This window comes from Alteromonas sp. S167, from assembly GCF_036864375.1.
Classification (GTDB): Bacteria; Pseudomonadota; Gammaproteobacteria; order Enterobacterales; family Alteromonadaceae; genus Alteromonas.
The window spans coordinates 61,314-85,514 of the sequence record NZ_JAZETR010000002.1; the positions used below are offsets into that span (position 1 = coordinate 61,314).

23 protein-coding genes are annotated in these 24,201 nt (G+C 44.2%); 7 read left to right on the forward strand and 16 right to left on the reverse strand.

Annotation, left to right across the window (positions count from 1 at the left end; translation table 11 throughout):
- Positions 1-90 precede the first annotated feature (90 nt).
- Positions 91-486, reverse strand: a complete 396-nt coding sequence (locus V7R35_RS03510; RefSeq protein WP_334013327.1) for a prepilin-type N-terminal cleavage/methylation domain-containing protein — start codon at positions 484-486, stop codon at positions 91-93.
- A gap of 99 nt (positions 487-585) precedes the next feature.
- Here V7R35_RS03510 and V7R35_RS03515 point away from each other — a divergent pair, with 99 nt between their 5' ends.
- The 4 genes from V7R35_RS03515 to V7R35_RS03530 all read left to right on the forward strand — a co-directional run bounded on the left by V7R35_RS03515 (position 586) and on the right by V7R35_RS03530 (position 2,923).
- Entirely contained in the window at positions 586-1,128 is a 543-nt protein-coding gene (locus V7R35_RS03515) for a prepilin-type N-terminal cleavage/methylation domain-containing protein (RefSeq protein WP_334013328.1), read from the forward strand.
- Positions 1,119-1,727 (forward strand): hypothetical protein, encoded by a 609-nt coding sequence (locus V7R35_RS03520; protein ID WP_334013329.1) that lies wholly within the window; start codon positions 1,119-1,121, stop codon positions 1,725-1,727. Before V7R35_RS03515 ends, V7R35_RS03520 begins: the two co-directional genes overlap by 10 nt.
- A gap of 70 nt (positions 1,728-1,797) precedes the next feature.
- Positions 1,798-2,622, forward strand: coding sequence for a hypothetical protein (locus V7R35_RS03525; protein ID WP_334013330.1), 825 nt, complete (start codon positions 1,798-1,800; stop codon positions 2,620-2,622).
- Positions 2,612-2,923, forward strand: coding sequence for a hypothetical protein (locus tag V7R35_RS03530; RefSeq protein ID WP_334013331.1), 312 nt, complete (start codon positions 2,612-2,614; stop codon positions 2,921-2,923). The genes V7R35_RS03525 and V7R35_RS03530 overlap by 11 nt, the downstream gene beginning before the upstream one ends.
- On the opposite strand, the gene V7R35_RS03535 is transcribed toward V7R35_RS03530, so the two are convergent.
- The 11 genes from V7R35_RS03535 to murJ form a co-directional block, all read right to left on the reverse strand.
- Complete coding sequence (locus V7R35_RS03535; protein ID WP_334013332.1) at positions 2,898-3,359, reverse strand: type IV pilin protein; 462 nt, start codon at positions 3,357-3,359, stop codon at positions 2,898-2,900. The genes V7R35_RS03530 and V7R35_RS03535 overlap by 26 nt on opposite strands.
- Before the next feature lie 5 nt (positions 3,360-3,364).
- Positions 3,365-7,435 (reverse strand): PilC/PilY family type IV pilus protein, encoded by a 4,071-nt coding sequence (locus V7R35_RS03540; protein ID WP_334013333.1) that lies wholly within the window; start codon positions 7,433-7,435, stop codon positions 3,365-3,367.
- An 8-nt stretch (positions 7,436-7,443) separates the two neighbouring features.
- Entirely contained in the window at positions 7,444-8,007 is a 564-nt protein-coding gene (locus V7R35_RS03545) for a pilus assembly PilX family protein (protein WP_334013335.1), read from the reverse strand.
- A complete protein-coding gene (locus V7R35_RS03550; RefSeq protein ID WP_334013336.1) occupies positions 8,004-8,870 on the reverse strand; it encodes a PilW family protein in 867 nt (288 codons plus the stop codon). Before V7R35_RS03550 ends, V7R35_RS03545 begins: the two co-directional genes overlap by 4 nt.
- Positions 8,867-9,496: a prepilin-type N-terminal cleavage/methylation domain-containing protein gene (locus V7R35_RS03555; protein ID WP_334013337.1), complete on the reverse strand. Its 630-nt coding sequence runs from the start codon at positions 9,494-9,496 to the stop codon at positions 8,867-8,869. The genes V7R35_RS03550 and V7R35_RS03555 overlap by 4 nt, the downstream gene beginning before the upstream one ends.
- 425 nt (positions 9,497-9,921) lie before the next feature.
- Positions 9,922-10,866: a 4-hydroxy-3-methylbut-2-enyl diphosphate reductase gene (ispH, locus tag V7R35_RS03560; protein ID WP_334013338.1), complete on the reverse strand. Its 945-nt coding sequence runs from the start codon at positions 10,864-10,866 to the stop codon at positions 9,922-9,924.
- A gap of 2 nt (positions 10,867-10,868) precedes the next feature.
- A complete protein-coding gene (gene fkpB, locus V7R35_RS03565; RefSeq protein ID WP_334013339.1) occupies positions 10,869-11,336 on the reverse strand; it encodes an FKBP-type peptidyl-prolyl cis-trans isomerase in 468 nt (155 codons plus the stop codon).
- 14 nt (positions 11,337-11,350) lie between these two features.
- Positions 11,351-11,884, reverse strand: a complete 534-nt coding sequence (gene lspA / locus V7R35_RS03570) for a signal peptidase II (RefSeq protein WP_334013340.1) — start codon at positions 11,882-11,884, stop codon at positions 11,351-11,353.
- Positions 11,877-14,696 (reverse strand): isoleucine--tRNA ligase, encoded by a 2,820-nt coding sequence (ileS, locus tag V7R35_RS03575; RefSeq protein ID WP_334013341.1) that lies wholly within the window; start codon positions 14,694-14,696, stop codon positions 11,877-11,879. Before ileS ends, lspA begins: the two co-directional genes overlap by 8 nt.
- 154 nt (positions 14,697-14,850) lie before the next feature.
- Positions 14,851-15,771: a bifunctional riboflavin kinase/FAD synthetase gene (gene ribF / locus V7R35_RS03580; protein WP_334013342.1), complete on the reverse strand. Its 921-nt coding sequence runs from the start codon at positions 15,769-15,771 to the stop codon at positions 14,851-14,853.
- Between the two features lie 116 nt (positions 15,772-15,887).
- Complete coding sequence (gene murJ, locus V7R35_RS03585) at positions 15,888-17,447, reverse strand: murein biosynthesis integral membrane protein MurJ (RefSeq protein ID WP_334013343.1); 1,560 nt, start codon at positions 17,445-17,447, stop codon at positions 15,888-15,890.
- A 525-nt stretch (positions 17,448-17,972) separates the two neighbouring features.
- Between murJ and rpsT the strand changes: the two genes are divergently transcribed.
- Positions 17,973-18,236 (forward strand): 30S ribosomal protein S20, encoded by a 264-nt coding sequence (gene rpsT / locus V7R35_RS03590; protein WP_012518968.1) that lies wholly within the window; start codon positions 17,973-17,975, stop codon positions 18,234-18,236.
- A 137-nt stretch (positions 18,237-18,373) separates the two neighbouring features.
- On the opposite strand, the gene V7R35_RS03595 is transcribed toward rpsT, so the two are convergent.
- The 4 genes from V7R35_RS03595 to V7R35_RS03610 all read right to left on the reverse strand — a co-directional run bounded on the left by V7R35_RS03595 (position 18,374) and on the right by V7R35_RS03610 (position 22,139).
- Positions 18,374-19,126, reverse strand: coding sequence for an SDR family oxidoreductase (locus tag V7R35_RS03595; protein WP_334013344.1), 753 nt, complete (start codon positions 19,124-19,126; stop codon positions 18,374-18,376).
- Positions 19,123-20,223, reverse strand: a complete 1,101-nt coding sequence (locus V7R35_RS03600; protein WP_334013345.1) for a phosphotransferase family protein — start codon at positions 20,221-20,223, stop codon at positions 19,123-19,125. The genes V7R35_RS03595 and V7R35_RS03600 overlap by 4 nt, the downstream gene beginning before the upstream one ends.
- An 81-nt stretch (positions 20,224-20,304) precedes the next feature.
- The gene (locus tag V7R35_RS03605; protein WP_334013346.1) at positions 20,305-21,123 is read right to left on the reverse strand and encodes an SDR family oxidoreductase; all 819 of its coding nucleotides are present in this window, start codon (positions 21,121-21,123) and stop codon (positions 20,305-20,307) included.
- Positions 21,124-21,266: 143 nt separating this feature from the next.
- Positions 21,267-22,139 carry a bile acid:sodium symporter family protein gene (locus V7R35_RS03610; RefSeq protein WP_334013347.1) on the reverse strand — a complete coding sequence of 291 codons (873 nt, stop codon included), beginning with the start codon at positions 22,137-22,139 and terminating at the stop codon, positions 21,267-21,269.
- Between the two features lie 104 nt (positions 22,140-22,243).
- Here V7R35_RS03610 and V7R35_RS03615 point away from each other — a divergent pair, with 104 nt between their 5' ends.
- Both V7R35_RS03615 and V7R35_RS03620 read left to right on the forward strand, forming a co-directional pair.
- The gene (locus V7R35_RS03615; protein WP_334013802.1) at positions 22,244-23,149 is read left to right on the forward strand and encodes a LysR family transcriptional regulator; all 906 of its coding nucleotides are present in this window, start codon (positions 22,244-22,246) and stop codon (positions 23,147-23,149) included.
- 82 nt (positions 23,150-23,231) lie between these two features.
- On the forward strand, positions 23,232-24,029 hold the full coding sequence (locus V7R35_RS03620) for a UDP-2,3-diacylglucosamine diphosphatase (RefSeq protein ID WP_334013348.1): 798 nt from the start codon (positions 23,232-23,234) through the stop codon (positions 24,027-24,029).
- Positions 24,030-24,201: the final 172 nt, after the last annotated feature.

Consider the following 24,201-nt stretch of genomic DNA (forward strand, 5'->3'; position numbering starts at 1 on the left):
TTGAGCCAATTACTGAATCAAACGCTTACTTTCAACATGTTGTCCTTGCTAAATATCCTGATGTTCCAACAGTCGACTTTATATTGATTACTACCAACAATGTCTGGGCAAAACTTCATCCTGCGTTATCGCAAGCGTTCGGCAATCTGAAGAATTCGGGAATAACTGTAGAGTTACGCTGAAGTTGTACGAAATACTTTGCTTCGTCTTATCAGTGTTGTCAGTTATTTTTAAGCCTTCCGGTGGCTTCACATCCAATTGTTTTAACGGTTTATAAATGCCATTTTCTAGCCAGTTTCTTGCTTGTATAGCCTGAAGCGCTAGTAAGTAGCTTTTCGCTTTTAGTCTGTTTGATGCGTGCGCTGCACGTTCCGTAGCTTTGTAGACCGAAAGGGTGAGAATAGTCACTATGCTAACGGCTATTAGCATTTCCAATAACGAGAAACCGTTTATATTCCCTGCATATTTTGTTTCAAACCTATCCATGGTACAGCTTACATCCCGTCTCGTTAGAAGTATTTTAAAAGTATCAATGAAGTCGAGACGGAGTAACCGAGCTTGGGTCTAGTTTTTAATATGAATACTATGCGTAGGTCTACAGGCTATTCATTACTTGAAGTAATGATAGTGGTTTCCATAATAGTGCTACTTAGTACGTTCGCTATCCCTTCTATTAACCATTGGCAAGCTGACAACAAATTTAGAAGCACATTACAGGCCGTAAGCGAGCTAGTAAAAGCAACTCGATTACAGGCCCTTGTAACTGGGGCAGAAAAACACCTTGTAGTTAATGGCAAAAGTGAAGAGTGTATCGCTATCAGCACCAATGCCAGCTGTTATTGCTCTGTATCTTCGCTACCAAATTCGCCCACTTCAGCCTCAAAACAATGTACATCAGACAATGAAATAAGACCGGTGTTACTTCGTGATAAACATATAGATATCACCACATCATCGGGTGACAACAAAGTGATTACTTTTAACAAACACGGCACATTAAATTTTTCTAGCAGCACAACAATAGTGCTAAAGAGCAAACAACGAGAGGGCCGCATAATAATTAGTAGTTTAGGGAGGGCGCGAAGCTGTTCATCTCCGTTTTTAAGTGGGGTTGCTAAGTGCACATAACAAGAGGGGCAACGTTAACCGAGCTACTTGTAGCAACTGCAATAATGCTGATTGTCTCGCTTCAGGCAAGCACCTATAGCTCACAGTTGGCACAAGCAGTGATGAAGTTTGAGCACCGCATTAAACTAGAAGATGAATTGCGGGCTTTACAGTCTGTATTGACTGAAAATATAAAAAGTACTGACTTTGCCGCTTATGACCACGTGCAACCCGTTGCTTTTTCATCCGTAACATTGCCTCCTAAACCTACGTTAACAATCAGTCAATTTGGCTCCGAAGCCACAAACAGCTGCGTGCTGTTTGCGTATGATAAAAACGAAAGCGGTGTAATTGAGGCTTCTGCATCTGAACAATTTGGCTACAGACTACGATCGAAGGCAATTGAATATAGAGTAAAAGGTAAAGCATGTGAGGTAACTGGTTGGCACGACATAACAGATACCCGCTCGACGTTGATAACTAGGTTACGCTTCACTATTACGCAGGCTTCCTCGTGGGGCACGTTACTTGAGGTAACGATAGATGCGCAGGATGCAACGTACACTGATATCGCACAAACGAAAACATTTACGATTGGTTTAGTAAATGTGCAAGCCTGAGGATTGCGAACTGCACACAGCGCTTGCTCACTTGAAAGTAAGCCCCTTAAAAAGCGAAAGTAGCGGTTTCATGATGCTCTCGCTCGTACTTATACTTCTACTTTCGCTGTCATACCTTGTATTTTCAAGCGCTCACAGCATTATTACATTCAGTAGGTTAGACAAATTAACACAACAGACTTCAAATGAATCATTATCTGCACGACAAGCAACCCGTGAATTAGCGAAAAGCATCGCAGTAAAACCGCTAGGAAAGTTACTACCCGCACAACATTCACATAAGTTCGTCGTTAATTCATTCAGCTACAAAGGAGCACATGAGCTTTTAGTTGAACAGTTTTCTGTAGCTACGTCGTCGTTAGAGGGCGCGTTGCAATATAAAGAAAGCTTTGTTAAATACCCGAGTATTCTAGCACTACCTAACAACACGAAGAATTTTGATGTAGACAGTTCAATCACTGAGAAAATGTTCAATAGAACATTGGAAAACTTTAGCCACGGTTATTTACCCTCGCCGCTCAGTACAAATAATTGCAATGACTTGCAAACAAAAGTGGTGGTTTGGATTGAAGGAAACTGTTTGCTCACCGCCAAAAGTGTAAAGCACAGTAGTGCTAAAAACCCCATTCTGCTAGTGGTTAAAAATGGCAATATTACCTTTGAAGAGAATACTACATTTTACGGTTTGCTAATTATCATCCCTAGTACTTCAAACACCAACAAAGTAGTGCTTCATCCGTCAGCCAAACTTACAGGGCTCGCTATTTCAACCCGCTCTATTACAACCGATATTCAGGGAACCACTGCTTTTTCGTTTGACGTGTTGCAGCAATTACAGCAACACGCAGCCCTTTTCAAAATAATACCGATACCGGGAACGGCTTATGAATACTAAAAAGTACGGTAAGTTACCTAAGAGTCAAAAATGTCGTGGTACGGTGCTTGTGGAGGTGTTAATGGCCACATTTATTTTTATAAGTAGCAGTGCGTTTCTATTTTCAGCATTTAATAAATCATCAACACTGCTAGTGGCTATACAAGAACACCAGCAGCGCTATTTAGCTTCACGAATGCCAAAAGAGCGCGAAGTTATCACTGCACCTTACGACCAACAATGGAATGACGTTACAAAGCTAGGGGCGCTAACGCTAGAGGGTACTAGTACCTTTGCTAACAAGACCAACAATATTCGCTAGATTCAATACTGCCGTTATTGTTTTGATCCCATGCTTTTCGGCCATCACTGAAATAAAACAAGGCGCCGTCACTGCTTTGCCCTGAACCACTTACCGGAGTGGCTTTTAGCTGGTAGCTTGTTGCCGTGGCGGCAACAATAGTTAAGTCGTAACGCTTGTTCGTTTGTGGCTCTGAAGAGGGTGAATAAGTAGTGAAAATTGCTGGAGCACCTGTATTACTGCCACCGCTGCCAGCACCTTCATAACTAAAAGAGCCGCTGTGATGCCTCTCCATTGCTGATGCAAAAGCAAGCAAGTCAGCCTGCCCTGTACCGCGGTAACCATCTGCCACAACACCTTGATAAGATGGGTAAGCTATCGCCGCGACAATACCGATAATGGTAACCACAATCATCAGCTCAATAAGTGAGAAGCCTTTCTGCATTCTATATTTCATTTCCATCATTCTCTCTCTGTTTCGGAATGCCAGCTTCCCCGTTGAATTCGCTCAAACCTGCCATAAATGTTTTCAGCAAGGCATTCAAACGCCGATACACAGGCTTTGTCGTTACCGTCTTCATCAACTTCAATAACCGCAGATACACACTCTGTACCCAAACACACCACCGGACTAACGATGTCTTCTATAAGTATTTTTGTTTCAGGTGCAATGCCGGTTTGTTTGAGTTCAGCTGATCTGTCACCACTGTCCAGTGCACCATTGATATTGAGGTCGCTTACTGCATTACCGTTAAACATACTGACAAGATACGCACGGCTGTTTCCTGTAGGAGGTGCGCAGGCACTGGTACTGCTTACTGCAGGAACATAGGTTGTGAAGAACACCTTGTAATCGAGAATAAGCGGTGAGGACAACACTTTCTCACCGTTGGTGGTCAAGTTTAAGTACCAACCTGATTTGTTGGCAAAGGTGCTTGCCGCCAAATTACGCTCTTCCTCGTTACTACTGGTTAAGGCGTGGCTTGTAGCGTTATACATGTCTGATTCAAACACTGTACTCATGAATGTGTACTCGCCATTGACGTCTCGCTTGAAAACTCCTTCGTCTTTCAACATATAGAAGTTATCTTCTACTACAGTGTCTAAAGGCGATGCTCTCCAACCACTACCTAACGCCACGCCATAATAAAGCTCATCACCGAGTGCGATTTCAGTAACATCAGGACCGTAATAGAAGCGGCGATTAGTTTCGGCTGTGTCACCACCAAAATCTGCAATCCTTTGCCCTTTGATAAAGTCAGTGCCACTTTCACCATTGTATATATCTAGCCTAAACAGCTGACCACCAGTATCTGCCACATACATATGATCGGCGAAACCGTCATTATCACGGTCGATAACAGAGATCCTGCCAGGAATACTATAATTCATATTTGAAAGATTAAGGTTCGAATCAGCATTACTTGCGTGCCATAGTAAAGCTCCGGTATCGGCATCGAACATGAATACCGCATTACCTATTGAGTCGCTTGATCTTACTAAGCGGTCGTCTTGTGCATCATCATAGCCACCGCCTACTATCATTACATTTTTTACCGTATCTCCCATTCTCACTTTGGTGATTGTGGGGCGTGACCATGTTTGACCCAATTTTGCTAAACCGCCTACACCACCTTCAATCTTGAACTTAAGTGATGGTGAGGTTTTGTTCGTAACATCAAACACGTAGTAGTTTTGACCACCGCGGCGCATTCCTACATATAGGTACTTACTGTCGCCTACGTGACGTAAGATAAGGTCGCCGTCTATGCCATATCGGTGTTCGAAAGAAGATGCATCTTTATAAAAGTGGTGCAAATTCGCAAGCAGCTCTTTGGGCATAATGGCAAAGTTTTCCTCACCTGTAGTGGTGTCGAATGAATGTATCATTCCATGGTTGGTAGCCACCAAAATTGCTGAGTCGTTTTCACCATAGTTCACAATGATTGGTTGAGAGTGAATTGGGTCGCCCATCTGCGCGCGAAAATCTGATGTACTGCCGTCGCCATCGCTGTCTTTTACATCTACGCCGCGAGCCCATTTAAGCAGTGCATCACGCAATGCTTCAGGCTCAGGCTCACTTTGAATAGCTAAGTCAGTGGCGGTAATGGTTGTGTTGTTTTCATGAAGCGCGTTCGAGCTTCTTATAATTGAGCCATCGCCATCGAATACATAAATATTCCGGTTGGCGCCTAGCTGACTTGCAGCGCCGCCGTCACTCACTTCACTGCCATCGGCTAACGTAGACCAATAACTGTGTGAGTTCTCTGAGAAGAATCCCGTAACGCTGTCTACAGCGTTCGAGCTATTCTTATCAAGAATTTTGTCTCCGCTTAACCTGTAACGTTTTAAGTTCCCTGGCCAAATAGCGCCTTCGCTGGGTTTAAATAATGCGAAGTAAAGCTCGTCACGGTGTGTTAAGCGGTTAAGCTGGTTTACAGCAACACCGGGAGATACAAACGTTGCATTAATGTCTTTTACAGAGCGTAAAATAGTATTAAATGCCTCTAGCAAGTTGGTACTGTTATCTGCTTGATAAAATCCACCACCGCTTTGTAGTGCAAGCTGATTTAGAAAGTTGTTTGCACTGCTATTTGCTGCAAAACCGATAGTGTGAGTAATAACGCGTGGGCCTATCACCGAGGTTTCAGATTCGCTGATATTTCTCACCAAATCGAGTCCGCACTTTTCACCGCCACTGCCCGTACAGGTTTTTCCTAGCAACGCCTGAATTTTACTTACACTGTGATTGTTGTTAGCCACACCGTCAGATAACAGCACAATATGGTTATTGGTTTGACACTGTAAGTCGGAAACCGGAGAAATATAAGTTGCTGGTGTCGGGATCTGCTCATTCACACAGTCGCTGTCTGATAAATTATCTTCGCTACAACCTGAAGGCAGAATAGAGTCAGCGCCCAAATAAGAACTGCGATGACTAACACGCGTGCTTCGGCGCACTGAGCTACTTACATCGCTTTCGCCGCGCTTTAGCCCGTAATCAACACTTCGACCACCATAGTAGTTACTGGCTTCAAGTAATGTATCAACAATTGGTGTTAAACCGTTTGCACTTAGCTCATCAACTTTACTGATTAAATGCTCTCGCACGGTAGCAGAGGCGCCAGGGGTGGCCGAGCCGTTAAACTTCACTATCAGCTTAGCGGCTTTTGAAGGTGACCCACCATACGTGTAAGCACCTCGGTACGATACAAAATCATCTAGCACAAAAGCCATATCGTTGCCCGATTGCCACCCCGACCGGTCGGTGATTTGCTTCACGATACTGCTAATATCGGGGGTACGATAGCTATTGTTACGATAGAAATCTGGCATTGACCAGGTTAAACCGGATGTTTTCGGTAAGTTGCGTATCCGGTAGCGACGGTCCGGGTGGAAGTCATTTGCATCATCGTCGGCCACACCGCGAATACGCATACTAGGTGTTCCATAGGTAGTTGTGTTATAGGCGGTAAACTCTAAATATGCCTCTGAGATAACAGAGCCTTGAGGAATATTCACATTTCTGAAGCGTAAACCAATATAACTGTTGTAAGAAGGATGGAAAGTCAGCTCGCTGCCGGTATTGGGATAGCCATTTCTATCTTCTTCAGAGTTATCTCGCGAGTTTGATACTTGATAAATACCCTCACCTTGCACACAACCAGTCGCCGTTGAATCATCATAAGAAACAACGAGTTGTGGCGCACCACTTTGGCCTACGTCACTGGCTCTCGCCTCGCGACCACTTGCGCTATCATCGCTGCTGCCTTCAATTAATATGTTAAGGTCTTTCCCACCGCACCATGCTGATAAATCCACAACTTCTTGTATGACAGCGCTAATATCGGGTGTAGTAACCACTTCACCTGAAGCAGGAAAATCGTTGTCGGTTGTCCACTCTACAGTGGTCGTGGTTTTCGTTCGTGATGTTAAATTACTATTCGTATTCGAAAATACTGAGGAATCGGCGTTATCTTCTGCAGAGATAACTAAAGATGTACCTGCAATATTAAAACGCTCCGAGGTAAAACGCAGGCTGGCACTAACAATGGTTGCACCTTGCGGTATATTTAAATCGGTAAAACGTAGGCCCGACGTAACGGTTTCAGTACCTTGACTAAGAATGAGATCATTTGCGTCAGTAGTTACCGTACCATCTATTTCATGAGCGTCGTGATCATCATCGTTAGTTGAGATAACAATTTCAGGACGTACTGTTTCATCTATATTACGAATAGGGTAGAGAATGGGGCCACCATAATCAGAAAAACGCATAAGACCAGCGTTGATGTTTGTCGCAGAACCTAGCGCCGCTTTCAATGCATTTTGAACACGCAGCATGCGCGTCTGGTCGGTACCGTCGTAGCCTCCCATACTGCCTGATGAATCCATAATAAACAGTACGTTTGGATTGTAGGTAACTGCACTATTGGCATTGCCTAAATAAATGTCTAAGTCGTCACCAAATGCTGAGAACCCAATGCAACTGAAGAGTATTGTTGAAGCAAAATAGCTAGATAACTTTCTCATAACATCACCTATTGAGAGGCCGGGCCGAACACCGACGCTGCAAGCGTATTTGCAACCACCGTCGATTTACCTGCTACCTTTCCACATCCGCGTATAATGAATACGTGACAATTAATATTACTGCCGCCAATTACGTTACTAGAGCCACGACATGCCTGTTCGCGTATAAACGCTGTTCGCGACCAGCTTTTTGAAGCAACCGCGGTTTGATATGTCCCGTCGTTAATATGTCTATCGCCTACGGCAAGACCACCTTCAGTCATGTAGCGATCTGTCCACTCATTGTTATCAAAGCAGCTCATTGCATCGTTTGCAGGGTCGAAAATATTACCTTGCCTGGCTTCTGATAACGGGTCGGTTTGATTAGGATCGCTTAGTAATGTTTCATCTTCAGATTCGAAGAATACCCCAGCAATAGCCGATTCAGCCGCATCGAAAGCCAAACCACTTTGCTGCATCGACACCGCCATTTTAGACTGAGATAAGCTGCTGGTTACCGCGCTTACACCTAACACAGTAATAGACAACAAAACGAGTAACGCGAATACCATCACTAAACCACGCTGTTTCATTGCGAACTCCTTACAAAATTCTTCATATTACGAAGTGCCAGTGTTTTTGAAAAAACCTGATAGTAATGCGATGTACTCATGGTTTTTGCATTCTCGTTAAGCAGCGCAAAACGCTGCGCTTGAGTTTGCTGTACTTCATTTTGATAACTTTTCAGCATGATGCCCCAACGTAGCGCAACCACCTGCTGATTTTGCGCTCTTAAAAGGCCTAATTCATTGGCAGTAACATAGCTTACAGGCTGACCTTTTGATGATGTAATTCGCTCTGACACACCAAATTGCACCTGAAAACTTTCCACATTGTCTAAAAGCGTTACCGTTACTGGCGCCACAGATTGATTTTTAAGCCCCCTTAAAACACGGCCATCAAAGCCTGTACATTTAAGTTCGCTACCGCTCACAAAATAGTGGTTTACTACATGAAACTCTTCATCTGCCGCATAGCCATGACTGTTGCCCGTGCAGTCTTCTTTGCCCAATAAACTCACCACCAGTTTATCGCTATCGCCGCTTGCAGCTTGAATGCTGCCAAGCTCACCGCTGGTAACAAAGTCGCCCACAAGGGCAATAGGCTTGTTCTGAACATACGCCGCTTCAGCAATAGTATCGACAGAACTATCAATGGCAGCCGTAACCAAGTCGTAGCGCCCTACTTCATAGAACTCAGACGATAAACGCGCCATAATAAAACGCCCCGATTCTTGTACCTGCGCAACAGCTTGATTCAACTTATTTGTAACACTGCTGCTTACCAACACTTGAATAATGGCACCGGAAATAATAAGGCCGAGCGTAAGGGAAATCATAAGCTCGACAAGGGAGAAACCTGTGTTTTTCATCGGGGTCGATAATCCGCGCGTCATAATGTAATGTCCTTGAACACGCAGGCATTGCTATCGCCTTCGATAGGGTTGCAGCGACTGTTAAGCGTATAGTTTTGGTTACCCGATGACGTAACCGGCCACGTTAATAATACTTCGATGCGAGAGCCTGCGCTGCATCTGTAAACATCGGCAGTGTTGTTATCATCGCAGCGAATATTTACTTTTGTCTGTGGGTTAGTTTGTACCGCAGAGCAAGACAGCGCCCAACCGTCGTAGGCGGCCATTTGTTGCTCTGTACAGGCGTTGCCTTCGCAATTGGGAATACCGGCCGGGCGACTTAAGCAATAACAACGGTAAGGATGCGAAGAGCCTGCGCAACTTAGGCTCGAAAAGTTGTAGCTGTCGCTATTAAAATAGTCGTTGTGCACTACCATACCGTCGCCTACTGTGGCTGGCCTTGCTGCTGCACGCAAACGCTCAGCGACCTGGGCTGCAACCATTTCAGCTTGGGTTCTACTTATTGCGTCTTTGTTCGCAAACGAACCAGTAAACTGAAGCGCTGCAACACCGAGCAAACCAACGGCAAGAATAAACAAGGTTATAAGGATCTCAATAAGACCTACGCCTGTTTGCTTGCTCATATCATTTACTGACCTGGTATTCATTGCCACCCTTTCTGTAATATCACTTTGGCGAGGAAACCTTGTACCCCAAATACACCTCTACCAATGTAGTATAGTAAGACAATTGAGTATGCAACTGCGTATTCTTAGTTATCAAAACGTATAATTTAAAGATACGAATAAGGTCTTTGGTGTGTTCAGAGACTGCCAGTAACCTTACTTTCCTTTCTTAGCTAAAGACTTACTATCGGCAGCTTTAATGAATAGTTGTGGCATATTTATTTTACCAGCTTCACTACATGAAAAACGTCAAGACACGTATATCAAGCTATTCGCAAGTTGCTGATAGTAAAGCACACTAGCACAAACAAAAACACCGCATTCAATGCGGTGTTTTTTTAAAAGATATGCGATTTCGATTTATGCAGTAATTTATCGTAGCTACACTTTATTATCGTATCTATTGCTTAAACCACTTGCTTAACACGAAGTTCTTTCGGCACAGCAAACTCGACATTTTCTTCTCGTCCAGCGCGCTCAGAAGCAGACACAGCGCCCCATTCTTTCAAACGGTTCACTACGCCTTGCACTAATACTTCAGGCGCCGATGCTCCTGCAGTAACGCCAATATGTTCAACGCCCTCTAACCAAGATTTTTGTATACAGTTTGCGTCGGCAATTAAGTATGCCGTAGCACCAATTTTCTCAGCAAGCTCGCGTAAGCGATTCGAGTTTGAACTATTTTGCGCCCCCACTACCAGCAATACTTGGCAGTCTTGAGCAAGGTCTCGCACTGCATCTTGACGATTCTGCGTTGCATAGCAAATATCGTCTTTACGCGGGCCATTTATCTCAGGAAACTTTGCTCGCAGTGCATCAATAACATCTGCAGTATCATCAACCGACAATGTGGTTTGGCTGCAGTAGTAAAGATTTGAAGGGTCTTTTACTTCAAGGGTTGCCACATCAGCCTCAGATTCAACTAGGTAAATGCCGCCATCTTCATTGCTGTACTGCCCCATTGTGCCTTCTACTTCAGGGTGACCTGCGTGACCAATAAGAATGCATTCAGTGCCGGTTTTGCTTGCGCGCGTCACTTCCATATGCACTTTTGTTACCAGTGGGCAGGTTGCGTCAAACACTTTAAGTCCACGATCTGTCGCTTCTTTTCTTACCGCTTGAGAAACACCATGCGCAGAAAAAATAACAATGCTGTCATCTGGTACTTCATGCAGTTCGTCAACGAACAATGCACCGCGTTCGCGTAAGCCATCAACAACAAATTTGTTGTGCACCACTTCGTGACGTACGTAAATAGGTGGCTCGAACATTTCCAGCGCACGTTCTACAATGGTAATTGCTCTATCTACACCGGCGCAGAAGCCCCTTGGATTGGCTAAGTGAATTTGCATAATTAGTTTCCGTCTTGTGCAGCTGCACCTGGTTTAACGTCAACAATTTCAACGTCGAATACAACAGTCTGACCTGCCAGTGGGTGATTAAAGTCAACCGTTACAGAGTCGCCCGCTACGCTTCGGATAATGCCAGGGATTTCAGAGCCATCAGGCTGCGAGAACGCTAAAATCATCCCTTCTTCGATGCTCAAATCGGCACCAAAGCGACTTCTGTCCATATAGTGGATATTATTCGGGTTAGGCTCGCCAAACGCGTCATTCGCTTTCAACGTAAATGCTTTCTTGTCACCTTTTTTAAGCCCCAGTAAACAAGCCTCAAAGTTAGGCGTTAAACTACCGTCGCCCATTACCATTTTCGCAGGCTTATTGTTTACGCGTGTACTATCTGCCGCAGACCCATCTTCTAACTTTAAATCAAAGTGAAGAATCACTTCACTGTCTGCACCAATCACTAAAGAATCTGTCATAAATAATCCGAATACTACTTTGTGGTTTCGCTTGCACTGGCTGCGTCGCTATCTGACGCTTCATCTTTGTCGCCGTTCTTAAACATATCAATGATTAATAACGCTGCACCAATGAAAATCGCACTGTCTGCAATGTTGAACGCCGGCCAATGGTAGTTATTTACGTAAAAATCAAGAAAATCGATGACGTAGCCATGCACGATACGGTCGTAGACATTACCTAGTGCGCCACCTAGTATAAATGAAAACGCAACGGGCAACATTTTTTGCGAACGAGGAGACTGCTTTAGCCACCATAAAATGACGATACTTACGACCACAGCAATAGCAGTAAAGAACCAACGTTGCCAGCCGCCAGCACTATCTAAAAAGCTAAAAGCGGCACCGTAGTTGTGCACATAAGTAAGGTTAAAAAACGGCATGACTTGTATTGATTGATACAAAGACATGCTATCGATAACCGCGTATTTACTCCATTGATCTAGGATAAATGCAACTGCACTTATCCATAAAAATCGCAATCCTGTTTCGCGAAAAAGATTAAGCATAGTGGCGCTCTTCTCCCTCGCCGTCGATGTTTGTTACGCAACGTCCACAAAGCTCTTCATGGCCTTCATGTGAGCCCACGTCTTCACGATGATGCCAGCAGCGTACGCACTTAGCACCACTTGCTTTATTAACGGTTAGCCATAAGCCATCAACGTCGGTTGCTTTAGCGCCTTCAGGTGCGCTTTCAACTCTCTCTAACGACACGCCAGATGTAATGAGTACAAAACGAAGTTCATCTTCTAGTTTCGCCAATACGTTATAAAGCTCGTCGGTGGCATACAAAGCAATACTAGCTTCAAGCGAACCACCTAACTCACCGTCTTTACGCGCTTGTTCCATAGCTTGGTTTGCCGCGTCTTTAACACTTAGTACTTGATGCCAAAGCGCGTCATTAAACGTATCGCTTTGCGTAAAGTTGTCAAAACCATCATACCAAGTTTCAGTAAATACAAACTCACTGCGCTCACCAGGAAGCGTTTCCCAAATTTCTTGCGCGGTAAAGCTTGTAATTGGTGCCATCCAACGCACTAGTGCCTCAACAATGTGATACATCGCTGTTTGACAAGAGCGGCGCGCAAGACCATCGGCTTTAGCGGTATACTGACGATCTTTAATTACGTCTAAGTAGAAAGAGCCAAGCTCAATTGAACAGAAATGCATAAGCTTTTGCGTTACCACAAGCAGGTCGTACTTTTCATACGCTTCAATTAGCTCTGCCTGAAGTGCTTTGGCACGCGCCACAATCCAGCGGTCTAGCGCTACCATTTCATCTTCAGCTACTGCGTCTTCTACGCTAAAACCATTAAGGTTGGCCAGTAGGAATCGAGCGGTGTTGCGTACACGTCGGTATGAATCTGCGGCACGCTTTAAAATTTCATCAGATACTGCGATTTCACCGCGGTAATCTGTAGAAGCAACCCACAAACGCAAAATGTCTGCACCCAGCTTATTTGTCACTTCTTGTGGCGCAACAACGTTACCCACCGATTTCGACATTTTTCTGCCGTGAGCATCTACAGTGAAACCGTGTGTTAGCACTTCTTTATACGGCGCGTGACCATGCATAGCGGTTGACGACATAAGCGACGACATGAACCAACCACGGTGTTGATCAGAGCCTTCTAAATAAAGGTCTGCTGATGCAGGAATATCATCTCGCTGATCAACAACAAAATAGTGCGTTACGCCTGAATCAAACCAAACGTCTAATGTATCTGTTACTTTCTCGTAGTTATCTAACTCACTACCAAGAAGTTCGGCGTCATCGAAATCCCACCACGCTTGAATACCTTTAGATTCTACTTCAACAGCAACTTTTTCCATGAGTGCAGCCGACTCTGGGTGAATTTCACCAGTCAACTTATGCACGTACAGCGGAATTGGAACCCCCCATGTACGCTGGCGCGAAATACACCAATCAGGACGGCCTTCTACCATTTTTTCAATGCGGTTTTGGCCCCAGTCTGGGATCCACTTGGTTTGTTTAATTTGCTCTAGTGACTCTGCACGCAAGCCTTTTTTATCCATGCTAACGAACCACTGAGGGGTAGCACGGAAGATAATAGGCGTTTTGTGGCGCCAGCAGTGAGGGTAGCTATGCTCATATTTTACGTTAAGTACAAGGTTGCCCTTTTCTTTCACTGTTTCAATAATTTCATCGTTGGCTTTAAATACGAACTTGCCAGCAAATAGCGGTGTGTTTTCAAGGTATACGCCGTTGTTGCCTACCGGATTATACACTTCAATGTCGTATTGCTTACCAACGTTGAAATCGTCAACACCGTGCGCTGGTGCAGTATGTACACAGCCTGTACCAGAGTCGGTAGTTACGTGTTCGCCCAAAATAAGCGGCACTTGAAGGTCAAGGAATGGGTGATTTACTTTTAATTTATCTAACGCAGCACCTGTACACGTTGCCACTTCGCGAAAGTCTTCAACGCCATAACGCTGCATACAGCTTTCTAACAGGTCTTGTGCAACCACTAGCCACTCACCTGACGGCTGAACTTCAACAATCGCATAAGTTAATTCAGGGTGCAGGCTAATTGCGCGGTTAGCAGGTAGTGTCCACGGCGTTGTTGTCCAAATTACAACGCCGGCTTTGTGCGCTGCTAAATCTGATTCTTCAACGCCAAATGCTTGCGCTATTTCTGCACTGTCAGCCACTTGGAATTTAACGTCGATAGCGGGTGACACTTTATCTTTGTATTCTACTTCGGCTTCAGCAAGCGCTGAACCACAGTCAGTACACCAGTGAACAGGTTTAAACCCTTTTTCAAGGTGACCCGACTCAACAATTTTACCTAGTGCACGGATAATGTCGGCTTCGGACTTAAAGTCCATTGTTTTATACGGGTTATCCCAAGCACCAAAAACGCCAAGACGCTTAAAGTCAGCCATTTGACCATCAATTTGCTTTTGAGCGTACTCGCGACACTTTTGACGGAACTCAGCAGCAGTTACCTTCTTACCTGGCTTACCTACTTTTTTCTCTACCATTAGCTCGATAGGAAGGCCGTGACAGTCCCAACCTGGTACATAAGGCGAATCGAAGTCTGACAAGTTCTTCGATTTTACAATGATATCTTTAAGGATTTTGTTAACCGCGTGACCAATATGAATGTCGCCATTTGCGTAAGGAGGGCCATCGTGAAGAATGAAAGGCTTTTTGCCTTTTTTGGCTTCACGAATTTTGCTGTATACCCCTTTTTCCTGCCAGTCTTTAAGCATTTTCGGCTCGCGCTGAGCAAGATTACCGCGCATAGGAAACGCAGTTTCTGGAAGGTTCAATGTGGCTTTGTAATCACTCATAAAATTGTTTAATCCGGTTACCTTAGGTTTCACCCAATGCGTGAGGCATTGTGAAGGCGTTAAATCGTTAACTGTAAAACATTATTTTGGATGCTATTTGTTAGCAGCCTGCTTAATTAGGCTTACATAGTTTTCGTGACTTTATCACGTTTAACTATGCGAGTAACAGACGCGCTTTTGCGGCATCTGCCTGTATTTGTTCTTTTAGTGCTTCAAACGAAGCAAACTTAATTTCATCGCGTATTTTCGCAGTGGGAAAAACGGTAATAGGCTTCCCGTACAAGTCAGATGACAAATCGAAAATATGTACTTCTAATTGATTTCGTTCGCCGTTTAATGTGGGGCGACGACCTATGTTAGCAACACCATTGTAATGCTCACCGTCCACATCAACTCGTACCGCAAAAACGCCGTGTATTGGCGTTTTCTGTCTTTTGAGCATTACGTTCGCTGTTGGAAAGCCAATGGTTCTACCCTTTTTTTCACCGTGCACGACACGGCCGTGTATCGCAAATGGGCGGCCTAACATTTCTGTTGCTAGTGCAAACTCGCTTTCAGCAAGGGCCTCCCTCACCGCAGTAGAGCTTATGCGGTGGGCATGCATTGTAAAACTTTGTGTGCTTACTACTTCAAAGCCATACATGCGACCAGCAGTTTTTAGCATTTCAAAATCGCCCTTGCGACCATTGCCAAAACGAAAATCATCGCCCACGACTAAAAACTTCACGCCCAGCTTGTCTACTAACAAATCGTGCACAAACGTGTCTGCAGTTTGCTTTGCAAACGCTGCGTTAAAGCGAACAGCAAGTAATCGATCAACGCCTTGCTGGCGTAGCAGTTCGAATTTTTCTCGCAGTGGACTGATGCGGGCAGGTGCACGGTCGGGCATGAAGACTTCTTCAGGCTGAGGCTCGAATACCATGACGGTTGCTGGCAATGAAAGCTGTTTTGCTTTTTCAAGCACATTGGCCAGCACCGCTTGATGACCGCGGTGTACACCATCGAACTTGCCAATAGTGAGTACGCAACCTTTGTGACGTGGTTTTACGTTGTTAAGCCCGCGGATAAATTCCACTGTTAGCCACTACCTTTATAACTGCTTAAAATTCAAAGCTCGCGATTATAGCCGACCATGCGCTCAATACCAAGCACCTACATTACGCCTTGACTTACACTATTCTTAATTATCGCTTATTCACCGCCGCTTCTAAAATGACGCGGACGAGTACCCAATACCAACATACTCAAACCAAACACCAAAACAGAAAGACCGATGGTAATACCAACATCTAAAATTTGCTGGGTAAGGCTAAGGTTGAAGAACGCCATTCCTTGGTCACGATAAAAAATAAGCGCGCCCATTGCGGCACTGGATATGAGCACTCGAGCAATAAACATGACAGACGTACGACTTAATGCAAAAACACCTTGTTTGTGCAGTGTGATGTAGAGTAACGCGGCATTCATGGTAGCTGACATACTGGTTGCAATGGCAAGCCCCACATAACCAAACGGGATGGCAAGCACTAGATTGAAAAACATATTGGCAACCATACACCAAATGCCAAATTTAACAGGGGTTTTAGTGTCTTGGCGAGAATAAAACCCGGGGGCGAGTACCTTAACAAGCATAAAGCTTAGTAAACCAAATGCGTACGCAGTAAGCGAATAAGACGCCATAATGGCAGTTTCTGCTGTAAATGCACCGCGTTGAAATATAACCGTCAAAATAGGACGCGCCATCACGCCAAGCCCTACCGCAGCTGGAATACCCAGCAGGCATACCATTCGAAAAGCCCAATCGATATTGGCAGAGAACGCTTTGGGGTTGTTTGTAACGTGATTTCGAGACAGCGTTGGCAAAATAACGGTAGCGATTGCGATACCAAAAAGCCCTAGTGGAAACTCTAGCAGGCGGTCTGAATAATACAGCCAGCTAATCGACCCTGTTACTAAAAAGCTAGCAATAAAAGTATCGAACAATAGGTTAATTTGCCCTACAGACACACCAAACAAAGCAGGGATCATAAGCGTTCGTACTTTAACTACGTTTTCATCATGCCAACCCCATTTAGGCTTTACTAGAAGCCCTGCTCTATACAAAAAGGGAAGTTGGAAAAGCAACTGAACAATGCCGCCAATAAACACGCCCCAAGCCAAGGCGTAGGCAGGCTGACTTAAAGACGGCGCAAGGAAAATAGCACAGGAAATAATGCATACGTTCAATAATACGGGCGTAAATGCTGCAACTGCGAACTTATTCAACGTATTTAATATAGCGCCAGCAAGCCCTGTTAATGAGATAAACGCTAAATAAGGAAAAGTGATTTTAAGCATTGTAGAGGCGAGCAAGAACTTATCTCCCGCCTCATCTCCCTGAAGCCATGCCATAAACCAGCCTGTGCCAAACAATGCTGCCAAAACCGGTGATGCGATAACGCCAATAATAGAAACAACGAAAACAATAGCGCCAAGGGTTCCGCTAATTTTGGCAACAAACTCTTTAAGTTTTTGCTTATCTTCGTCTTGATTTACTTCGGTGAGCACAGGAATAAACGCCTGAGCAAAAGCACCTTCCGCAAATAAGCGACGCAGAAAGTTGGGAATTTTGTTAGCGAAGAAAAACACGTCAGCAGCGGCACCATCTCCCATAAGCCTGGCAACAACTACGTCACGAACTAATCCCAGCACTCGCGAGACAAGCGTCATAACGCTTACAATTAAACCTGATTTAATTAACTTCCGTGACACTTCGTGTTTCCAATTGCTTGATAAGGTTTACCAACTGCTTTTTTAAAAGCATTAGTAGGCGGGTTTTGTTACGTGGTCATACATACCGCTATGCTTTTATACCGGTTTATTTGCAGGGTAACGTATGCCTTCGTAACACCACTGTAGTAGTGAAGGTATGCATGATAACCAAAGGAATTCTTTGGTGAAACGATTTATTCAAAATAGTTGTGCATCTTTATGAAGTTTCTTGCTATAATCCGCGCCCGATATGGGGTGGTGCATCTTCACGTTGTACGATGTGTTGGTGTTTCACGTTTGTGACGAACATATGCCATAAATGCCGCTTACAATACCTCAAAAAGGTATTATGAATGTGCAACGCGTTGAGCATTTTTGCGTTATCAATAGCTTGCGCGGCGTGTTCAATGACTTGCGCGTTTATAGCGCGTTCGATTTAAGTTTTAAATCGTTTGACATTTGGGCGTTTGCTAGGCACAATCCGCACCCTCGTTTTTGACATGAATTTATTTTGGGAGTTACACCTTGGCTAACATTAAGTCTGCTAAGAAGCGTGCAATCCAAGCTGAAAAGCGTCGCCAGCATAACGCTAGCCGTCGTTCAATGACACGTACAAGCATCAAGAAAGTAATCGCTGCTATCGCTAGCGGTGACAAAGAAGCGGCTCAAGCTGCACTATCTGCTGCTACTCCAGTACTTGACAGAATGGCTACTAAAGGCTTGATTCACAAGAACAAAGCTGCTCGTCATAAGAGCCGTCTAGCTGCACAAATCAAAGCACTAGGTTAATCTTTAAGATTAGTAGTTAAAAAAGCGCCTTTTGGCGCTTTTTTTGTATCTATCGCTTTTTGTGTATTAGTGCTGAATTACTTTCGCATACCCCCGCTCAGCCATAAATACCAAGCAGGGAAGCATCCATAAAACCATCAGCTCATTTTTCTAATGGTACTGGCAGGTGCAATGCGCATTATCCAGTGCAACACAGCCCATGGCCAGCTTGGCACAAATGCATTCGCCTTTTCTTTATTTATCGCACTTACCATCGCTCTGCAGCCCACATCGGTATCAACAATAAACGGTACTTTTTCAACCTTCTCGTTAATCTCACTGCGGATAAAACCAGGATGGATACACGTAACTTTAATAGGCGTATTCATTACGTCCATGCGAATTCCCTCTGTCATAGAGGTTAAGCCCGCTTTCGTAGCCGCATAAACTGTCATGGCGCGTCTAAAGCCGCGCACCGCGCTGATAGATGAGATAGTAACTAAATGGCCGCTATTTTGCGCTCTAAAAATGGCCATCGCCGCTTCACACTGTGCAAGCGCCGATACAAAATTGGTCACTGCCGTTTGTTTATTAGCGTGAAAAAAACCTGTACCCACTGAAGCGCCCTTGCCCATACCCGCGTTCACGATAACGCGATCAAGCTGGCCCATATCCGCTTTAAACGCATCAAACACTTCAAATACGGCATCGTGATCGTTCACGTCTAGCGAACGAATGAAGACATTTATATTAGGATTAAGCTCAAGCAGCTCTGTCTTGAGCTGTTCTAGGTTTTCAAATCGTCTTGCGCACAACGCCAGGTTACAACCTTGCTTCGCAAATTCAATGGCCATGCCCTTGCCTAAGCCCGAACTCGCACCCGTAATTAGGATATTTTTTCTTATAGTCATTTTCTTTTTCCAGAAGCTTTTATTGCTTTGTTACAGCGCCATAGTAAGTAGTGAATAAAAATCCAAAAATTCTTGAACGCCGGGTTATTTGTTTGACCATGGTGGTAGCGATAGTAAATTTGTTGCGCAATACCGGCTAGACGGAACAAACCGTACACTTCGTAAAAGGTAAAGTCGTCTACGTCTACTTCCATTTCTTTGCAGTAATGAGCCACAACCTGCTCTCGGGTTAACATGCCCTGTAAATGCGTTGGCTGACGACGCGTTGACTGCGCCAAAAAGTCATCATCGGCATTCACCCAATAAGCTAGAGAGTTACCCAAGTCCATTAACGGGTCACCAAGGGTGGCCAATTCCCAATCTAGCACGCCAATTATTCGGGTGTAGTCATTTGGGTCTAACACAACATTGTCAAAACGAAAGTCGTTATGAGTAATGCAGATACGTTCGTGTGCAGGCATGTTATTTTCTAGCCAACGCATTACCTTTTTACCTGAAGGCACATTCCACGTTTTGGCTTTGCTATAACGCTCACTCCACCCGCTTATTTGACGTTCTATATATCCCGCGCCCTTTCCAAGGTGTGATAAACCGGCTTTTTCGTGATCGACCTTATGCAGCTCAATTAAACTATCAAGCACATTAGTACAAAGCTGTTTGGTCTGTTCTGGTGTTGTTGCTAAGTCCCTAGGTAAGTTTTTTCTGGGGATCACACCAGTAAGCTTTTCCATTACATAAAAGTCTGTTCCTATAACAGTCTCATCTTCACAATAACCCAGCATATCTGGAACATAGCGGTACACTGGCTTGAGCGCATCTTGCAGCTTGAACTCTCTGCCCATATCGTGAGCGCCTTTAGCTTTTGTACCTGCAGGTGCGCGTCGCAAAATTAGCGAAGCATCGTTATAGTCTAGACAGTAAGTCCAATTCGACGCGCCCCCCGAATATTGGGTTACTGCCGGACTGCCCTTTAAGCCTCCCAGCTTAGCTTTTACCTCATCGGTTAAATGCCCACTTAACCATTCATGAACGGCCTCGGCATCGAGTGCCTCGCCAGGTCGAACCTTGTTAGCTTTATCAACCACACTATGTGACATGTATCTTTACCTACTTCTTATTCGCTTGCGTGCTATCCACTAACATGTTGTTCACTAACACGACGTAAATGAATGTGCTTGTTATTTGTGTTTTTCCATTGCTTGCTTCATGTTTTTTGTTTGGGCAAGCATCTTGTTGATATAACGCTGGCTTGGAAGCAGCTTTTTAAGCCAATAAACGCGTTTACCCAATTTATGAGTAAGAATGAGAAAACGCTTCTGCTGAACCTGCTGATATATTGATTCCGCAACATCTTCTCTGGTCATGTCTGCCTTTGCAAAAAAGTGATCGATCATCTTATGCGCAGCTGGGTTTGTGCTTCGCATTGACTCATCTAGATTCGTTTTGAAAAAGCTAGGGCATACCACGCTTACGTCGATACCATCGGGAGCGAGTTCTAGTTTCATGGTCTCCGAAAATGATACTACTGCAGCTTTTACCGCATTGTAGCTTCCCATGTAAGGAATAGGTGTTAGCCCCGCCTGAGAGGCAATATTGATAAAATAGCCACTTCTTTGTGAGCGCATCAATGGCATAAACGCCTGACTGACTCTTACCATTCCCAGCATATTGATATTATAAACCCACTCCCACTGCTCAATACTTTCGTCAAGTAGACCGCCGCCTGTTGCAACACCTGCATTATTGAAAACGAAATCGATACCCTGCCAACGATTTTGCAATTCACTTGCTAAATTATTCACATCATCTGAGCGGGTAATATCGCAATGAAAATAAAACGCTTCCGCGCCTAGCTTTTGAAGCATTTCAATTGTTTCAGCGCCACGTGCCTCATTTATATCGGCAACACATATTTGTATATTTTTGTGCTTCTGCGCCCATTTTTCAGCCAGTGCTTGGCCTAGACCTGTCGCGCCACCAGTAATAAGTAATCGCATTATTTGTTGTTCTCTTTCTAAGACAGTTTTATCTATTCTGTTTTGAGTAAAGACCAGCGTTTAAAGTCGCCTTCGACTCTACAAAAGTGACCGTTGAGTTGCTTTTGCACTTTGATATAGCCCAATGTTACTGCCCATTGTTACTATGTTGTGCTTGCGCGGCTTGTGCGTCGCTTTGCCCAAATTGCTAAAAGCGCTGGGCCAATATACATAGCAATACCATATACCCCAGGCGCTATTGCAAAATCAGGCGCCTTTAAAAAACTTATACATATAAGCATGGCCAATGCAGCATTCTGTACACCAATCTCTATCGCAAGGGTTAAAGCATCTTTGAAAACCAGTTTACTAAAGCGCGCGAGCACAAGCCCTAGTGATACTGATAAAAGGTTGAGCAAAACACAAACTAGGAAAGCATCATTGAATGACGTTGCAAGGTTTTGACGTTCTGATATCAATACACCTGCAATCATCAGCAACATAAAATACATAGAAAACTGTCGGAAGAAGTGTTCTGTACGCTCTGCGAATAACGGTTTGAAACGCCTAATCGTCATACCAATGATAACCGGCACAATTGAAATGCCGACTAGACCAATTACGGTTTGAATAATGGAGAAGGCTGGCGCATTCTCTTTTACAAAATAGCTGATGGCGAATTGTATAATAAGTGGTGTGGTAAACACGCAGGCAACTGTCGATATCGCCGTTAAGCTTACCGATAAAGCCAAATTTGCACGCGCAATATGGCTAATAAGGTTACTTGTAGTGCCACCTGGACAGGCCGCTAGAATCATGACGCCAACAGCAATATGCGGTGGCAACGTGAAAAGTATGCATAAGGTAAACGCTAGGCAAGGTAGAAAAATAATTTGGCCGATAAAACCTGCAGTCACAGATCGTGGTGATTTAAGCAGGCGTGTAAAATCAGCAGTGGTTAGCGTTAACCCCATGCCAAACATTACAAACGCTAACGCTAGAGGTAGCAATACCTCGGTAAGTACAGATGCCTGCATCAACACACCCCTTACAAAAGAAACCTTTTATTAACATCTTTGGCAGTGTACCCTTATTATCAATAAATGAAAATGATGACTTATTATATAAACCCATAAATAGTATGCATGGAAAAATAGACCTTAATTTGTTTACAGTATTACTGGCTATTTACAATCAGGGCAGCATTACTGCTGCTGCAAAGTCGTTGTATCTGTCTCAACCAGCTATAAGTCATGCATTAGGCAGGTTGCGCGAGAGCTTAAACGATGAGTTATTTGTGCGTCACGGTCGTAGCGTGGTGCCCACCCCTTATTGCCAGAAAATTATTGCTTCAGTAGAAGGCGCTGTAAATACGCTTGAGCACGCCGCAAGTGGAGAAGTAAGCTTTGACATTGCCCATACTAAAAGGCAATTAAACCTTGGGCTGCGCGATATATTAGAGTCAATTTTTTTCCCAGCGCTTATCCCAGAGCTCCTCATAACAACGCCCAACCTAACTGTTGCCAGTAGACAGGTAACATGGCCAGAACTGGCTCCTTCTTTAACGAGCAAAGAAGTAGACATTGTGGTTGACGTGTTAGTGCCAACCAGCAACGACATTCGTTCGCAGTTGCTGTGTCATGAGAGTTTTTGTGTGGTGTGCGCACCAGATAACATCTACCTAAAAACAAAAGATGTTCAGGCTTATGCCAAAGCGAAACACGCATTGGTAACGTTAAAAGACTCAAAACTCGATACCGTCGACTTGGCCTTGGCGCAGCATAATCTACACCGTGATATTGCGCTTCAATGTGAACATTATTTTGCAGCAGTTAATGTAGTGAGTAACAGTAACTTACTGCTCACGATGCCAAGTCGCTATGCACAGCAATTTGTAGATAAGTTTGATATTGCAGCGTCGCCTATTCCACTTTCAATCACGCCGCTAGCAGTTCACATGTATTGGCATAAACAGTCAGACAATGACTTAGTAAATAGTTGGATGCGAGATAAATTGATGGAAGTAGCCAATGGACTTGGGCTGTAACTAAACGGTCAAGCATTCGTCACGCTAATGTCAATTACGGTGTTTAAAGTGGCATTCCAAAGTTAATACTTTGGGGCTCGCTATGAACAAAACACACTACCGTACTTTGTGGCTTTCAGACATTCACCTTGGTAACAAAGATTGCAAGGCAGAATATTTACTTTCTTTCTTAAATAACATCTCTGTAGACACACTTTATTTGGTCGGCGACATTGTTGATATGTGGCAGATGACAAAACAATTTCGCTGGCCGAAAGCGCACAATCAAGTAATGCATAAATTTATGCAAATGAGTGAACAAGGTACGCGCATAGTATATTTACCGGGTAACCACGACGAGCCAATTCAGTCTTATTCTGGAATGGTATTTGGTAATATTGAAATTGAACGGGAGATTATTCACACCACAGCCAAGGGTGAGCGTTATTTGGTTCTGCATGGTGACCAATTCGATGGCGATGTTACTTTAGGCCGCTTTCAAGCGTGGATTGGTGATAAAGGTTATGATTTACTGCTTTTTTTAAACCGTGAGTACAATCGTTTTAGGGCGTGGAGAAAGCGAGAATACTGGTCTTTAGCAGGCTACATCAAAAAGCACATTAAGGGAGCGAATGCGGCTATTGCTCGGTATCGCAAGGCATGCTGCCAGCGAGCAAAAGACTTACAGCTTGATGGTGTTGTGTGCGGTCACATTCACCACCCTGAAAGCACTATTGAAGACGGCGTCCACTATATCAACGATGGAGACTGGATAGAAAACTGTAGCGCCCTTGGTGAAGACATGCAGGGCAACCTTACTTTAGTTCATTATTTAGAGCATGTTGAGAAGTCTAAAATAACCACGTTAGAAGTGGGCTCTAAAGCCTCTAGAGCCGCATAATTTGGTATTTCACTAGCGACGTTATTGCTAATAACGAAATATCAGCAAAATATTAGCGAAAACGTCGTGTTTACTAATGCGTTTCCAATAACTTGACTCACACAGCGGTGTTTAGGCAAAACAGTTTAAACACCCTTTCCTCCTATACCAATCGCAAAAATTAACAATTCAA